This window comes from Pseudomonas sp. RC10 (assembly GCF_038397775.1).
Classification (GTDB): Bacteria; Pseudomonadota; Gammaproteobacteria; order Pseudomonadales; family Pseudomonadaceae; genus Aquipseudomonas; species Aquipseudomonas bambusae.
This window is the reverse complement of the sequence record NZ_CP151650.1, coordinates 4764796-4781289: the sequence shown is the minus strand read 5'-3', so window position 1 is coordinate 4781289 and position 16494 is coordinate 4764796. Positions and strand designations below refer to the sequence as shown.

The following is a 16494-nucleotide window of genomic DNA, read 5'->3' as shown; positions in this document are numbered from 1 at the left end:
ATGATCACGTTCAAGCAACTGATAGCGGCCGCGTTACTCTCCGTCACGGCGGTGGGTGCAGTACAGGCCGAGCGTCTGAAGGACATCGCCAGCATTTCTGGCGTGCGGACCAACCAATTGATCGGTTACGGCCTGGTGGTGGGGTTGAACGGTACGGGTGACCAGACCACCCAGACGCCGTTCACCTTGCAGACCTTCAACAACATGCTGTCCCAGTTCGGCATCAAGGTGCCGCCGGGATCAGGCACCGTGCAGCTCAAAAACGTCGCGGCCGTGGCGGTGTATGCCGACCTGCCGCCGTTTGCCAAGCCCGGGCAGCAAATCGACATCACCGTGTCCTCTATCGGTAACTCGAAAAGCCTGCGTGGCGGCAGCCTGTTGATGACCCCGCTCAAGGGTATCGACGGCAACGTGTATGGCATCGCCCAAGGCAACCTGGTGGTGGGCGGTTTTGACGCCGAAGGCCGCGACGGTTCGAAGATCACCGTCAACGTTCCGTCCTCGGGTCGTATTCCTGGCGGTGCGTCGGTGGAACGTGCGGTGCCGAGCGGTTTCAATCAGGGCAATTCGCTGACCCTGAACCTGAACCGCAACGACTTCACCACGGCCAAGCGCATCGTCGACAAGATCAACGACATGCTCGGCCCAGGCGTCGCTCAGGCCGTGGACGGCGGTTCCGTGCGCGTTACGGCGCCGCTGGACCCCAACCAGCGCGTCGATTACCTGTCGGTGCTGGAAAACCTGGAAATCGATCCGGGCCAGACCTCGGCCAAAGTCATCATCAACTCGCGAACCGGCACCATCGTCATCGGCCAGAACGTGAAAGTGTCGCCTGCCGCCGTGACCCACGGCAGCCTGACCGTGACCATCACCGAAGACCCGGTGGTCAGTCAGCCGGGTGCGTTCTCCAACGGCCAGACCGCTGTGGTGCCGCGCTCCAAGATCAATGCCCAGCAAGAGCTACACCCGATGTTCAAGTTTGGTCCTGGCACCACGCTTGACGAGATCGTACGCGCGGTCAACCAAGTGGGCGCGGCCCCCGGCGACTTGATGGCGATTCTCGAAGCCCTGAAACAGGCTGGCGCTCTGCAAGCCGACCTGATCGTGATTTAAGGGAGCAGGCATGAGTATTCCCACCGGCGGTACGAGCAATGTCGATTCCGGGGCGTACACCGACCTCAATCGTCTGACCGCCATGAAGCACGGCGACCGTGACAGCGAAGCGAACCTCAAGAAGGTGGCGCAGGAGTTCGAGTCGCTGTTCGTCAGCCAGATGCTCAAAGCCATGCGTTCGGCCAACGAAGTGTTGGCCAAGGACAACCCGATGAACACCGCGGCGACGCGGCAGTACCAGGACATGTACGACCAGCAGTTGGCCGTGAGCATGTCTCGGGAGGGCGGCGGTATCGGTCTGCAAGACGTGCTGATGCGTCAGCTGTCGAAAATCAAGTCCGGCACCGTGCCGCCTGCAGGCACCGACGCGACCGCCGCCAAGACAGACGCGGCGCCTGCGCAGACCGGCCTGGCGACCCACATTGCCCAGCGCCCGCTGTGGGCGACTCGCTCGGTGGCCAAGGCAGACACGTCTGCCGATGGCACGCCGCACAATGACGTGGCCGCGCTGAATTCTCGTCGTCTGGCCTTGCCGAGCAAACTGTCCGATCGGATTCTGGCGGGCATCGTCCCGAACACCGCCGGGACCCAGGATGCCGCCGCCAGCGCGACCACCCTGAAAAACCGAATTGCCGTGTCCAATGCCGTCGCCGCCGCCAAAAAGGCTGGCAGCAATGGCGACTGGACCATCGGCCCGGAATACACCGCTCAATCCGACGCCTACGTCCGCAGCCGGGTGCAGACCCCGCTGGCACCGGCCAAGGCCGCGTTCGCCAACGCCGACGATTTCGTCAACACCATGCTGCCCCTGGCCAAGGACGCCGCCGCCCGCATTGGCGTCGATCCGACCGTGCTGGTGGCCCAGGCCGCGCTGGAAACCGGCTGGGGCAAATCGATCATGCGCCAGTCCGATGGCAGCAGCAGTCACAACCTGTTTGGCATCAAGGCGCAGAGCGGTTGGCAAGGGCCTGAAGCCCGCGCCATCACCAGCGAGTTCCGTGACGGCAAGATGGTCAAGGAAACGGCGGACTTCCGTTCCTACGATTCGTACGCAGACAGCTTCCACGACCTGGTGAGCTTCCTGCAGAACAACAATCGCTATCAAGCCACGCTCAAATCGGCCGATAACCCGGAACAGTTTGTGAAAGAGCTGCAGAAGGCCGGTTACGCCACGGACCCGGGCTACGCCAGCAAGATTTCTCAAATCGCGAAACAGATGAAGAGTTACCAGAATTACGCAGCCGCATCGGGCTCTTCCACGACTTTATAAGGTTTGAACCATGTCACTGATCTCAATCGGGCTTTCAGGGCTGAACGCCAGCAGTGCAGCGATGACCACCATCGGCAATAACACTGCCAACGTCGATACGCTGGGCTATTCGCGCCAGCAAGTGATGACCACGGCCAGCGCGCAGCAGAATATCGGGGTCGGTTTCATCGGCACCGGTACCACGCTGTCCGACGTGCGTCGGATCTACAACAGCTACCTCGACACCCAATTGCAGACCAGTACGTCGCTCGACTCCGATGCGCAGGCGTACCTTGGCCAGGCCAGCAAGCTGGACTCGCTGTTGTCGAGCAGCTCCACCGGCATCAGCTCGGTGTTGAGCACCTTCTTTAATAACCTGCAGGCGCTGTCGAACAAACCGACCGACTCGGCGGCGCGTACCAATTTCCTGACCAGCGCCTCGGCGTTGTCTGCGCAGTTCAATTCGATCTCGTCGCAGATGAAGGACCAGAACGCGAACATCAATACCCAGATGTCCGCCGTGGCCGGTCAGGTGAACTCGCTGGCGGCCTCGATCGCCGACATGAACAAGCAGATCACTCAGACGCAAGCCTTGGGCGGTCAGCCGAACACGCTGCTGGATGCCCGTAACGAAGCGGTGCGTCAGCTCAACGGTCTGGTGGGCGCCAAGGTCGTCGAGACCAACGGCAACTACGACGTTTACATCGGCACCGGTCAGCCTCTGGTCACCGGTACCCAGGCCAACACCCTGAGCGCGGTGCCCAGCGACACCGATCCGACCGCGTTCGCGCTCAAGCTCAACTACCAGAACAGCAACGTCGACGTCTCCAGCGTCGTGAGCGGCGGTACGCTCGGTGGCTTGCTCCGCTATCGCAGTGACGTGCTGCAACCGGCGGCCAGCGAACTGGGTCGCATGGCCGTGGTGGTGACCGATCAGGTCAACCAGCAACTGAATCAGGGTGTGGACGCCAACGGCCAGTTCGGCGCCAACCTGTTCAAGGACATTAATGACCCGAGCCTGACCATCCAGCGCTCGATTGGTAACAAAAATAACGACCAGAACTCCGGCATTCTGGCCGTTAACATCACCAACACGGGTGTGCTCAGTACCGGCAATTATTCGGTGACCTTTGGTCCCGGTGCAGCGGGCACTGCTGCCTCGACGTACACCGTGAGGGCGGCCGACGGCTCCAGCCTTGGTCCCTACAACATCGCCGATCCGGCGCCGGCCACGTTGACCGACAAATTGGGCTTTTCCCTGTCGTTCAATAATTCGAGCAACGGCACGGTCCCGCCGGGCACGTTCAAGGTGGGCGACAGCTTCCAGGTCAGCCCGACCAGGACCGGTGCCGAGGGCATCAAGACGGTCATGACCGATCCCAAAAGTATTGCCGCTGCGGCGCCATTAACGGGTACCGCAGGGGCGAGCAATACCGGCACGGGGAGCTTCACTCAACCCACTCTATCGACTCCGGTTACAGCGGATGTGCGCAGCGCAATCAATGCGACTATGCCAATCCGTCTGAAGATGGGCGCTGTGGCTGCGGACGGCTCTCAGTCGTATCAAGTATTTGACGCAAAAGGCAATGAAATCATTGCCACAGACGGTTCAGGAAATCCTGTCACGCGTACGATTACTGCGGGAGCCACCAACTCTATTCAGTTGAAGCTCACTGACACTGCGGGTACCGGACAGTCTTACGAGATCGACATGAGCATCTCTGGTCATCCAGTCGCGGGGGACACTTACAGCATCGCGCTGACCGGCGCTGGCTCTTCGGACAACCGTAACGCCGAGTCCACCCTGGGCCTGCAAACCAAGCAGACCATTGGCAACAGTGCGGACAACGGCACCGGCACCAGTATCAGTGGCGCCAACAGCAACATGATCACCGCCGTTGGCTCCAAGGCCAGCCAGGCCAAGGACGACGCCACGGCGACCACCGCCGTGCTGACCCAGGCCAAGAGTGCTCGCGACAGCGTGTCTGGCGTGTCCCTCGATGAAGAAGCGGCCAACCTGGTCAAGTACCAGCAGTACTACACCGCGTCGTCGCAGATCATCAAAGCGGCTCAAGCCATCTTCAGCACGCTGATCAACAGTCTTTAAGGAGTCGTAATTCATGCGTATCTCAACGACCCAGTTTTACGAAACCAGCGCGTCGAACTACTCGCGTACTTACGCCAACGTCGTCAAGACCGGCGACGAAGTGGCCAGCCAGGTCAAGCTCAACACCGCGGGCGATGACCCGGTGGGCGCGGCCCGTGTGCTGCAATTGCAGCAAATGGGCACGATGCTGAACCAGTACAAATCCAACATCGACAACATCAACACCGGTGTGGTCCAGACCGAGACGGCATTGACGTCAATCGACTCGGCGATCCAGCGCGCCCAGGAATTGGTGCTTTCGGCCGGCAGCTCCACCTTCACCGACAAGGACCGTCAGGCCAACGCCGCTGAACTCACGTCCCTACAGAGCCAGATTCTGGGCCTGATGAACAGCAAGGACGCCAACGGCTCGTACCTGTTCTCCGGCTCGAAATCCACCACGGCTCCGTATGCGATCAACCCTGATGGCACCTACAGCTATCAAGGCGACCAGACCCGCAATCAGTTGGCCATTGGCAGTGGTATTTCCATGGCCAGCAACACTACTGGCTGGGATGCGTTCGAGCAGGCGATCAACACGACGCGCACCTCGTCGACGCTCACGTCCCCTGCGACCGATGACGGCATGATTTCGTTGTCCGGTGGTAGTGTTTCCAACGATGCGACCTACAACAGCAAATTCACGGCCGGTGAGCCTTATACCGTGAGCTTCACCAATGGCTCGCAGTACAAGATCCTCGACAAGAACTTGAATGACGTGACAGGCGAAGCCACGTCGGCGGGCAAGTTCTCTACCACCAGTGGCGCCAACCAGACGATAGGCTTCCGTGGTCTCGAACTGACCCTGAACATCAACCTGAGTGATGCTCAATATGGCGACTCGGCAGCCGCCGATGCAGCCATGACCGCTGCGCCGCACACATTCACGCTGGCGGTCTCGCCGAGCACCGTAAGCACGGCGCGTCTGCCGGGCAACTCGGCTGGCTCTGCGGTCATTACCTCGTCGCAAGTCACCGACCAGGCGACCTTCGACAAAACGTTCCCGAGCGGTGGCGCCGTTCTGCGATTCACCGGCACCAATACCTTCGATTTGTACGCTGCGCCGTATGACCCGGCCAGCAACCCAGTGGTCACCGGTGGCTCGTTGACCGGCACGCCCGTGGCCAACCAGGCGGTTGCGGCAGGTGTGACGTTTACCTTCAGTGGCAGCCCACCTGTATTGGCATCGGGCGATCAGTTCACTGCGAGTTCGTCGACCCAGCACACCGAGAACATCCTCAACACCCTGTCGAGCGTGATCACGGCGCTCAATGGCAAGGTGGACGGCGACCCAGTGGCCACTCAGAAGCTGCAAGCCACGCTGACCTCGACCATCGGCAATCTGAAAAGCCAGCAGAATCAGATTCTCGATGCAATTAGCGACGGCGGTGCCCGCTCAGCCACGGCGACCAACCAGGGCGTCACCAACCAGAACCTTCTGGACAACGGCACCACCGAAGCCGGGACCATCACGGCCTCCGACCCGGTCGACGCCATTTCGCGGCTGACCCTGCAAAAAACCATGTTGCAGGCCTCGCAACTGGTGTTCACCCAGCTTTCCTCGCTGAACCTGTTCAGCAAGTTGTAATCGCCTGACCTCTGGCAGGGCCGACGATCAATCGGCCCTGCCAGCGCAGGACGTCAACCGTTATTGTCAGCGGTTCAGCAGGACAGACCCAATCTGCTTGCCGCCTGTGAGTCTTTTCCGTGAATTCAGCGCCTCTCGTCAGCATCGTCATTCCCGCCTACCACACACGTTTCTTCCAGCGGGCGCTGCAGGGCGCGCTGATTCAGCACTATGGCGCTGTGGAAGTCATTGTCTGCGACGATTCCCGGGGGGACGAGATCCGCACCGTGTTCGACGCCCTGACGCAGGATTCGGCCGTGTCGGCGCGCTACGTGCGCAACCCCCAACGCCTGGGCTTCATTGGCAACCTGCACGCGTGCCTGGCCGAAGCCAAGGGTGAATTCATCAAGTTCCTGTGCGACGACGACCAGATATTCCCGCAATCGGTGGGGATGCAGGTCGAGCAACTGGTCAAGCATGCCGACGTGAGCCTGGTGCTGTCGCAACGGTTGTTCTGGGACGCCGACGACATCCAGTTGCCGTCGCGTCTGGAGAACTCCCCGTTGTCGCCCACCAGCGCGATCTTCAAGGGCGAAGACCTGCTGAACATCGTCGAAATCTACCCGCTGAATTTCCTGGGTGGCCTGAGCAGTGCGCTGTTCCGCCGCGAAGACGTGTTGAATTATCTGCCAGGCCTGACCGTGCCGGGCCAAAGCTTCGCCGGGCTGCTGGACCTGGCGCTGTATGTCTGCATGATGCACCACGGCAACGTGGCAGTTCTGAACAACGTGCTCGGCGTCGAGCGCCTGCATGCGGAACGCCTCAGTCGCCAGCAGGCCATGCAGTCTTCGATTGAAACCGAGCAATCGTGGCTGCTTGAGATGATCAAGGCCCGCACCGGTGAGCCCTACCTGGGCAAAGGCTGGGTGCGGTACATGCCCTTCACCGACGACATGGGCGCCGAGCGCGATTGGCAGGAGCACGCGTTGTCTCGTTCACTGGGCACGCTGCAGACCACCCAGGGTTTGCGGGTGGGCACCAGTAGCGAAAGCTTCGCCGAACTGTACGAGCAGTGGCTCGCCTGCCGCACCTTGCGGGACGTGCAGCGCCAGCAACTGCCCAACCTCCTGATGCATTGGCCGTCGCGGCCGAAGATCGTTCCGGTGATCCTCGATGACACCGGCAGCCGCGCCAGCCTGGACACGACCCTGGAGAGCCTGGACGAACAGCTTTATGCGCCGGAGCTGACACTGGTGCTGTCCAGGGACTGCACGTCTTCGTCGCTTGAGGGCCGCATCTTCACGATGCCGTTGCAGGATGATCCCTGGACTCAGCTCAACACGCTGTTGCCGCAACTGGACGGCGCGCAGTGGGTCTACCTGCTGCGGGCGGGCGACCGTTTGGTCAAGCCGGCATTGCTGATGCTGGCCGAGCGCATTGCCATGAACGATCGCCTTCGCTGTCTCTATTGCGATGAGGGCGCGTTGATTGATGGTGAGTCGGCGGAGCCGGTGTTCAAGCCTGCTTTCAACCTTGATCTGCTGCGCAGTTACCCCTATGTGGGCCGGTGCCTGGCGTTTCAGCGCGACGCGCTGCTCCAGCATGGCGGCCTGGATGCCCGCTTCGGCGAACTGGCGCCCCACGACCTGCTCTGGCGCCTGGTCGAGGAGGGCGGGGCCGATGCCATCGGGCACCTGAGTGAACTGACCGTGGAGTCCCGCTTCCCGCTGTCCAGGTGGCTGGCGCTGCCCGAGGTGGGGGAACACAACCTCGGCGTGGTCGAGGCCCATCTGCAACGCTGCGCGATTGCCAGCACCGTCGAACGGGACGTCAACCTGCCGCTGCTCAACCGTATTCGCTACCTGCATGACGACGAGCCGCTGGTGTCGATCATGATCGTCATCAAGGATCAGCTCGCGCCGTTGCAGCGCTGTGTGGAAAGCCTGCTGAACCTGACCGCGTATGGCCGCTATGAACTGCTCATCCTCGACAACGGCAGCGTGCAGTCCAACACCCTTGACTGGCTGGGAGAAATGGGCCAGCTGGACCCGTCTCGCCTGCAAGTGCTGACCTTCGCGGGCGACACTGATCATGCAGCGCTGTACAACGCTGCCGCCATGGATGCACGGGGCGACTACCTGCTGCTGCTCAGTCCGTATTCGGTGGTGACCCACGGCAACTGGCTCAACGAAATGCTTGATCAGGCTCGTCGTCCCGACGTGGGCGTGGTGGGGCCGAAACTGTTCGGTCCGGATGGCAGTGTGGTGCACGCCGGGATGATCCTCGGTTTGCACGGCCCGGCCGGCATGCCGTTTCGCGGCGAGACGCTGCAGGCGGGCGGCTACATGCAGCGTCTGCAAGTGGTGCATGACTTGAGTGCGGTCGGCGCGGATTGCCTGATGGTGCGCAGGTCGCTGTTCGAGGGGCTGGAGGGGCTGAACGCGGCTGACTTCGGGTGCAGCCTGAGTCATGTGGATTTCTGTCTTCGGGTGCGTGAGTCCGGTCATCTGGTGGTGTGGACACCGCAAGCGCTGATGGCGCGTGGCGCCCAGCCTGACGTCCCTCATGATGCCGAGCGGGCCAAGCGGCAGCATGAAGAAAACCGGCGGTTTTACCTGCGCTGGCTGCCGTGGGTCGCTCGTGATCCCGCCTACAATCCGAACCTGTCGCTGAAGAGCCTGGGGGCCGCGAGCTTTGGCCTGGACCCCGGCTTGAACAGCGGCTGGACGCCTTTCTCCGCCGCCCACCTGCCGAAGGTGCTGGCGTTGCCGATCAACGCCTCGGCCATCGGTCACTACCGCGTCACCGAGCCTCTGATTGCCCTTGAGTCGGCAGGCCGGGCGACGGGGGTGATCAGCTACGCGCATCCCGACCTGATCGAGGTCGAGCGTCATTCCCCGGACATCATGGTCCTGCAGGGCCGCTACAGCCAGTCACGGGTGGATGAGATCGCCGAACTGAAAACCTACTCCAACGCGCGACGCATCTTCGAACTCGACGATTACGTGATCCACGTGCCGAAGAAAAACGAACACGTGCGGGGCATGCCGGACAAGCAGGAGATGGAGCGTCTGGTGCGCCAGGGTATTTCCTTGTGCGACCGGGTCGTGGTGTCCACGCAACCGCTGGCGGACGCGCTATCGTCGATGCACCACGACATACGCGTGGTGCCGAACATGCTGACCCCGGCCCTGTGGGACAGTTTGCGCAGCCAGCGGCGCACCAGCCGCAAACCGCGCGTGGGCTGGGGCGGAGGCACCAGCCACACCGGTGACCTGGAGATCATCGCCGAGGTGGTGCGCACCTTGGCGGATGAGGTCGACTGGGTGTTCTTCGGCATGTGCCCGCCTGCGCTGCGGCCTTACGTTCACGAGTTTCACCCGGTCATCCCGCTGGACATGTACCCGGCGAAACTGGCCAGCCTGAACCTGGACCTGGCATTGGCGCCGCTGGAGAAGCACATCTTCAACGACTGCAAGAGCAACCTGCGCCTGCTGGAATACGGCGCATGCGGCTACCCGGTCATCTGCACGGAAACGGCGGCGTATCAGGGCTACCTGCCACGCACCCGGATTTTGACCAACAGCACCGAAGAATGGCTGGACGCGATTCGCGGCCACCTGTCCGACCCGGACGCCAGCTACCGCCAGGGCGATGCACTGCGCGAAGTGGTCAAGCGCGACTTCATGCTGCGCGAAGACAACCTGCAGCATTGGGTGCATGGGTGGTTGGCGGATTAATGTTCACCCTAAAGCGCCTGTGACACCCCCTTCGCTGCCGTCGTCCCTCCGGGTGTCCCACAGGCATCGCGGCGAGCCAGGACATTGCCAACGCACAACCCCTGTAGGAGCGAATTTATTCGCGAGGGGCCGGTGCAGCCGACACATCTCCATCGCCTGAACCGTTTTTCGCGAATGAATTCGCTCCTACAGTGGAACCCTCTCAAACGTGTTTGGCGTTGCCTCGGAATCGCCGCGCGCCGACGTTGCCAAAGCACAACACCCAAATCTCGAAAGACGCCGCCGACAAGGTACCTGCATTCACGTCCAACCTGGCGTTTCTCCACCCCTAAAAAACTGGCGCGGTTCGTGCAAGTCCTCTGGATATCGCCATAAATCGTGCGTTGCGTGTGTCGTTTTTGCGAATCAACACGAAGGTCGGTTCAGTCGTTTGACGTTCGGGGCACACCCTTCGCGCTAGCGCGGCGGCGCGCTGTCGGGACAGGAGGAGTAGGCAGGTGAAGGCAATTATTCTGGCGGGTGGACTGGGGACTCGGATCAGCGAGGAATCCCATCTCAAGCCGAAACCGATGATCGAGATCGGCGGAAAGCCAATTCTCTGGCACATCATGAAGCAGTACTCCGCTCACGGTATCCACGACTTCGTGATTTGCCTGGGCTACAAGGGTTACGCGATCAAGGATTTCTTCGCCAACTACTTTCTGCACACCTCCGACGTGACCTTCGACATGCGCAATAACCGCATGGACGTCCACGAAAACTACAGCGAGCCCTGGCGCGTGACGCTGGTCGACACCGGCGAAGACACCCTCACCGGTGGCCGCCTCAAGCGCGTACGAAAGTACGTGGAAGACGACGAAGCGTTCTGTTTCACCTATGGCGACGGCGTTTCCGACCTGAACATCGGCGCGTTGGTCGATTTCCATCTGCAGCACGGCAAGCTGGCTACGGTCACCGCCGTGCAACCCCCTGGTCGCTACGGTGCGCTGAATTGCGTGGGCGACAGCGTCACAGGTTTCACCGAGAAACCACCGGGGGACGGCGGCTGGATCAATGGCGGCTTCTTCGTGCTGTCGCCCAAGGTCATTCCGTACATCGAACACGATATGACGCCGTGGGAAGCCGAACCGTTGACGCGCCTGGCGTCCGGGGGCGAGCTCAAGGCATTCGTGCACCATGGCTTCTGGCACCCGATGGACACCTTGCGCGACAAGAATTACCTCGAAGACCTGTGGCAACGCGGGGAGGCCCCGTGGAGAAGTTGGGCGTGAACCCCGGCTTCTGGCAAGGCAAGCGCGTGCTGCTGACCGGCCACACCGGGTTCAAGGGCAGTTGGCTGTCGCTGTGGCTCGCCCGTATGGGCGCGCAGGTGACCGGCTTTGCGCTGGACCCCGGCACCGAGCCCAGCCTGTTCGAACTGGCCCGTGTCGACCAAGGCCTGAGCGACCAGCGCGGCGACCTGCGCGACCTGGGCGCTTTGCTCGATCTGATCGCTCGCACCCAGCCGGAAATCGTCCTGCACCTGGCCGCGCAGCCGTTGGTGCGTGAAGGCTACCGTGATCCGCTGGGCACCTATTCCACCAACGTCATGGGCACGCTCAATTTGCTGGACGCGATTCGCCAGATGGGCGGCGTGCGCGCGTGCGTGCTGGTCACCACCGACAAGGTGTACGCGAATCAGGAGTGGCTGTGGCCGTACCGAGAAAACGAACCCCTCGGCGGTCACGACCCTTACAGCAGCAGCAAGGCGTGCTGCGAACTGCTGGCGCAATCCTACGCCGCGTCGTTCTTCCCCGCCGAAGATTACGCCGAACACGGTCTGGCGCTGGCGACGGCGCGGGCGGGCAATGTGCTGGGCGGTGGCGATTTCGCCCCTGAGCGCCTGATCCCCGACGTGCTCAGAGCCTGGTCGGCCCACGACCCCGTGACCCTGCGCTACCCCCACGCTGTGCGCCCGTGGCAACACGCGCTGGAGCCGTTAGCGGGGTATCTGATGTTGGCTGAGCGGCTGTATCAACACGGCCCGGAATACGGCGGTGCCTGGAATTTCGGACCGAGCGACGACGACATGTGTTCCGTCGGCGATGTGGTCGCGACCCTCGCCAGACACTGGCCGCAGGCGCCAGGCTTGCGCGTCGAGCCGAGCGACATGCATGAGGCCGGTTTGCTGCGACTGGACAGCGCCCGCGCCCGGCAGCGCTTGCAGTGGAAACCCCGCTGGTCCCTCGAACAGTGTCTGAAGCACACCGTGGACTGGCACCTGGCCTGGAAACGCGGCGCCGACATGCACGACTTCACCCAACGCCAGCTGGCGTTGTACACGGAGGCGGCGTGAGCGAAATGCAGCTAGTCCCGTTGCCGCTGGCGGGCCTGTTCAGCCTTGAGCATCGCCGTCATGCCGACGCCCGTGGGCAGTTCAGTCGTTTGTTTTGCGAAGGCAGCCTGAGTGCGTTTGGCCGTCCGTTTCACGTTCGTCAGATCAACCATTCCTGCACGGCGGAGCGGGGCAGCGTGCGCGGTCTCCATTACCAGACCGCTGCGCAGTTGGAGGCCAAGCTGATCACCTGCCTGCACGGTGAAGTGTGGGACGTGGCCGTCGACCTGAACCCTGACTCGGCCACCTTCCTGCACTGGCACGCCGAACACCTGGTGGCCGGTGACGGGCGTAGCCTGCTGATTCCCGCCGGATTCGCCCACGGTTTTCAGGCGCTGAGCGATGACGCGCAGCTGCTGTATCTGCACAGCGCCGACTACACCCCCGAGCATGAAGCCGGGTTGTCGGTGCACGACCCACGGCTGGCTATCCAATGGCCGTTGCCTGTCAAGAATCTGTCAGCCCGCGACGAATCCCATTCTTTTCTGACCCCATCCTTTGCCGGAGTGCGTGTATGAACTGCCGTGGCTGCGGCGCTCATTTGAGCCTGCCACTGATCGATCTGGGCACGTCGCCCCCGTCCAACGCCTACCTGCGTGCCGAGCAGTTGACCCAGGCCGAGCAGTGGGTGCCGTTGAAGGTGGAAGTCTGCGAAGCCTGCTGGCTGGTGCAGACCAACGATTACACCAGCGCGCACAGCCTGTTCGACGCCGACTATGCCTATTTCAGCTCGTATTCCAGTTCTTGGCTGAACCACGCACAGCACTACGTTGCGCAGATGGTCGAGCGCTTCGGTTTGAACGCCGACAGCCGCGTGGTGGAAATCGCCGCCAACGACGGCTACCTGCTGCAGTACGTCAAAGCGCGCGGTATCGCCTGCCTGGGTGTCGAGCCGACCCGCAGCACCGCCGAGGCCGCGCGGGCAAAAGGGCTGGAGATTCGCGAGGTGTTTTTCGGCAAGGACAGCGCCACGGCGTTGCGCGACGAAGGCTGGGCGGCCGACCTGATGGCCGCCAATAACGTGCTGGCCCACGTGCCGGACATCAACGATTTCCTCGCGGGTTTCGCGACCCTGCTCAAGCCGTCGGGCGTTGCCACGTTCGAATTCCCGCAACTGCTGACGCTGATGGCGGGCGGTCAATTCGACACCCTGTACCACGAACACTATTCGTACCTGTCGCTGACCTCTGTTGAAGGCCTGTGTGCGCGCAATGGACTTCAGGTGTTCGACGTCTCCGAGCTGCCGACCCACGGCGGTTCGCTGCGTGTGTTCGTGCAGCGTATCGACGGCCCGCAACCCCGTACGCCTGCCGTTGCGCAGCAGTTGGAAAAAGAGCTGAGCGCGGGCGTCAAGACGCGCGATTACTACGCCACGCTGGCGCCTGCCGCCGAACGCATCAAATTTCAGCTCCTGGACTTTTTGCTCAAAGCGAAAGCTGAAGGCAAACGTGTCGTCGGCTACGGCGCGGCGGCCAAGGGCAACACCTTGCTCAACTACGCCGGGGTCAAGGCCGACCTGCTCGCCTGGGTCGCCGACGCCAACCCCCACAAGCAGGGCAAATTCCTGCCGGGCAGCCGCATCCCGGTGGTGTCACCGGATCGCCTGATCGAAGAGCAGCCCGATTACGTGCTGGTGCTGCCGTGGAATCTGATCAACGAAATCACTGAGCAATATGCTGTCATAAGCCGTTGGGGCGGTCGCTTCGTCGTGGCCGTGCCGGAGTTGACCGTACGATGAAAAAAATTCATTACACCAAGCCCAGTGTGGGCGAACTTGAAGCCCAATACGTGCTCGATGCCGTGACGCATGGCTGGGGAGAACGTTGCTACGAGTACATCACTCGCTTCGAAAAAACATTTGCCGAACATTTGGGCGCGACGTACGCCATTGCCACCTCCAGTTGTACCGGTGCCTTGCACATGGGCATGGCGGCACTGGGCGTCGGCGCGGACGATGAAGTCATTCTGGGTAACACCAACTGGATTGCTTCGGCGGCGCCCATCGATTACCTCGGGGCCCGTCCTGTTTTCGTCGACGTGCTTGAAGACAGTTGGTGCCTGGACCCGCGGCAGGTCCGGGCAGCCATTACGCCCAAAACGAAGGCCATTCTCGCGGTGCATTTGTACGGCAACCTGTGCGATATGGACGCGTTGCTGGCCATCGGCGCCGAGTTCGGCATTCCGGTGATCGAAGACGCTGCAGAAGCCATCGGTTCGCAATGGCAAGGCAAGGCCGCCGGTTCGATGGGGGCTTTCGGCGCGTTTTCGTTTCATGGCACGAAGACAATGACAACGGGCGAGGGCGGCATGTTCGTCACCTCAGACCGTGCGCTGTACGAACGCGTCCTGACGCTCTCGAACCACGGCCGTGTGGCGGGCAGTACGCGCCAGTTCTGGCCGGATTTCATCGGTTTCAAATACAAGATGAGCAACCTGCAAGCGGCCATAGGTTGCGCTCAAGTTGAACGCATCGATGAGTTGATCGAGCGCAAACGCGCGATTTTTAATCGATACGCTCAAGGGCTGCACGGCCTCGTCGGCGTATCAATGAATCCTCAGCCGACGCATTCGCGCAATGGTTACTGGATGCCCACCGTTGTGCTCGATGAGGCCTTGGGGATCACTCGTGACACGCTGATCGAGGCGTTCAAGGCGCAGGAGATCGATGCGCGGGTCTTCTTTTGGCCGCTGTCGTCCTTGCCCATGTTTCAGGCACACGACGTCGACACTCCGGTCTCTTTTTCGTTATGTGAGCGCGCGATCAATCTGCCCAGCTATCACGACATGACCGATGAGGATCAGGGGCGAGTGATCGGTGTCATTCATCACGTCCTCAAATGCAAGGAGCTGCAATGATCGTCTACCTCTTAGGTGCCGCCAATCCGGAAACCATTCGGATGATCAGGGCCATTCAGCGATCCACCGCGAACATCGAATTCGCGCTGTTGGATAACGACGCCACCAAACACGAAAAGCCCTTCTATGGATTCCCGGTGTTGGGTGGACTGGAGAAGGTCGCCACCTTGAAAGGGCCGAGCGCAGCCTTCGTCAACCTGATCACCGGTAGCACGCAAGTCCGTTATGAAACGACCCGCGTCATCGTGAGTGAGGGAGGCGTGCTGAGCAATTTCATCCATCCTTCCGTGGACCTTACCATGACTCACATCGGGCTTGGTAACTACATTCAAGAAGGCGTCATCCTTCAGGCAGAAGTCAGTATCGGGGACAACAGCAGCATCCATATTGGCAGCCTGATCGGCCATGAGACCCGCATCGGCGATTCGGTATTCATCGCCCACGGGGTCAGTGTCTCGGGGTGTTGCACGATCGGCGACGGCACGTTCATCGGAACGCATGCCACGATTTTACCGCGCGTGAATATAGGCAAATGGGTCACCATCGGTGCCGGAGCCGTTGTGACCAAAGATGTTCCGGACTACTCGGTTGTCGTAGGAAGTCCCGCAAGAATTATCAGAACCCAGTCGCCTGTCTATGACAATGGACGGGTTCTGCAATCCATGGCTACAGGTCGGAGTCATCAATGAATCCTCATGAGCAGTTTCGCGAAGAAGTCCGCCAGAATATCGAGCGTTTGACACAGGATCAGGATATTCAGAAAAAATCGCTGGGGTGGGTCGGTGAAACGGCACCGCATAAATACACGTACAACTTCAGCTGGATGGGGCGGCCCATTATTCAGTTCCCCCAGGACATGATTGCGATGCAGGAAATCATCTGGTCGCTGCGTCCTGACGTCATCATTGAAACCGGCGTGGCTCATGGCGGCTCGATCATTTATTACGCTTCGCTCCTGGAGTTGATGGGGCATGGCGAAGTCATCGGTATCGACATCGACATACGCAAACACAACCGCGAAGCCATCGAAGCTCACCCGATGAGTAAGCGCATTCACCTGATTCAAGGGTCGAGTATCGCCGCTGATGTGGTGGAACAGGTCAAGACGCGCGTCGATGGTTTGAAAGTATTGGTCGTTCTGGATTCCAACCACACTCACGACCACGTGCTTGAAGAACTGCGAGCATACGCACCGCTCGTCACGGTCGGCGGGTATTGCGTCGTCATGGACACGGTGGTCGAGGACATGGCGGAGGATGCTTTCCCTGATCGCCCTTGGGGTGTAGGCAACAATCCGAAGACGGCGGTGTGGGCTTACCTCAAGGAAAATCCGGATTTCGAAATCGACGCATCGATCCACAGCAAGTTATTGATCACCGTTGCGCCGGACGGTTATCTGCGTCGAATTCGCTAAGTCTACCGAGTCCCATCGTCCGCAGATAAACAGGG

At 61.1% G+C, this 16494-nt stretch carries 12 protein-coding genes; all 12 read left to right on the top strand.

From position 1 onward, the window contains the following. Entirely contained in the window at positions 1-1113 is a 1113-nt protein-coding gene (locus tag AAEO81_RS21795) for a flagellar basal body P-ring protein FlgI (protein ID WP_166598026.1), read from the top strand. Positions 1114-1123: 10 nt separating this feature from the next. Continuing rightward, positions 1124-2383 (top strand): flagellar assembly peptidoglycan hydrolase FlgJ, encoded by a 1260-nt coding sequence (flgJ, locus tag AAEO81_RS21790; protein WP_341958988.1) that lies wholly within the window; start codon positions 1124-1126, stop codon positions 2381-2383. 10 nt (positions 2384-2393) lie between these two features. Beyond that, complete coding sequence (gene flgK, locus AAEO81_RS21785; RefSeq protein WP_341958987.1) at positions 2394-4469, top strand: flagellar hook-associated protein FlgK; 2076 nt, start codon at positions 2394-2396, stop codon at positions 4467-4469. 13 nt (positions 4470-4482) lie between these two features. Next, positions 4483-6096, top strand: a complete 1614-nt coding sequence (locus AAEO81_RS21780; protein ID WP_341958986.1) for a flagellar hook-associated protein 3 — start codon at positions 4483-4485, stop codon at positions 6094-6096. Positions 6097-6215: 119 nt separating this feature from the next. Beyond that, on the top strand, positions 6216-9815 hold the full coding sequence (locus tag AAEO81_RS21775) for a glycosyltransferase (RefSeq protein WP_341958984.1): 3600 nt from the start codon (positions 6216-6218) through the stop codon (positions 9813-9815). A 497-nt stretch (positions 9816-10312) separates the two neighbouring features. After that, positions 10313-11086: a glucose-1-phosphate cytidylyltransferase gene (gene rfbF / locus AAEO81_RS21770; protein WP_341958983.1), complete on the top strand. Its 774-nt coding sequence runs from the start codon at positions 10313-10315 to the stop codon at positions 11084-11086. Next, positions 11068-12150 (top strand): CDP-glucose 4,6-dehydratase, encoded by a 1083-nt coding sequence (gene rfbG, locus AAEO81_RS21765; RefSeq protein ID WP_341958982.1) that lies wholly within the window; start codon positions 11068-11070, stop codon positions 12148-12150. Before rfbF ends, rfbG begins: the two co-directional genes overlap by 19 nt. Then, a complete protein-coding gene (locus AAEO81_RS21760) occupies positions 12147-12707 on the top strand; it encodes a dTDP-4-dehydrorhamnose 3,5-epimerase family protein (RefSeq protein ID WP_341958981.1) in 561 nt (186 codons plus the stop codon). Before rfbG ends, AAEO81_RS21760 begins: the two co-directional genes overlap by 4 nt. Next, positions 12704-13927 carry a class I SAM-dependent methyltransferase gene (locus tag AAEO81_RS21755; RefSeq protein WP_341958980.1) on the top strand — a complete coding sequence of 408 codons (1224 nt, stop codon included), beginning with the start codon at positions 12704-12706 and terminating at the stop codon, positions 13925-13927. Before AAEO81_RS21760 ends, AAEO81_RS21755 begins: the two co-directional genes overlap by 4 nt. Beyond that, positions 13924-15045: a DegT/DnrJ/EryC1/StrS family aminotransferase gene (locus AAEO81_RS21750; RefSeq protein WP_341958979.1), complete on the top strand. Its 1122-nt coding sequence runs from the start codon at positions 13924-13926 to the stop codon at positions 15043-15045. Before AAEO81_RS21755 ends, AAEO81_RS21750 begins: the two co-directional genes overlap by 4 nt. After that, positions 15042-15734 carry a NeuD/PglB/VioB family sugar acetyltransferase gene (locus tag AAEO81_RS21745; RefSeq protein WP_341958978.1) on the top strand — a complete coding sequence of 231 codons (693 nt, stop codon included), beginning with the start codon at positions 15042-15044 and terminating at the stop codon, positions 15732-15734. The genes AAEO81_RS21750 and AAEO81_RS21745 overlap by 4 nt, the downstream gene beginning before the upstream one ends. Then, on the top strand, positions 15731-16459 hold the full coding sequence (locus AAEO81_RS21740; protein ID WP_341958977.1) for a cephalosporin hydroxylase family protein: 729 nt from the start codon (positions 15731-15733) through the stop codon (positions 16457-16459). The genes AAEO81_RS21745 and AAEO81_RS21740 overlap by 4 nt, the downstream gene beginning before the upstream one ends. Positions 16460-16494: the final 35 nt, after the last annotated feature.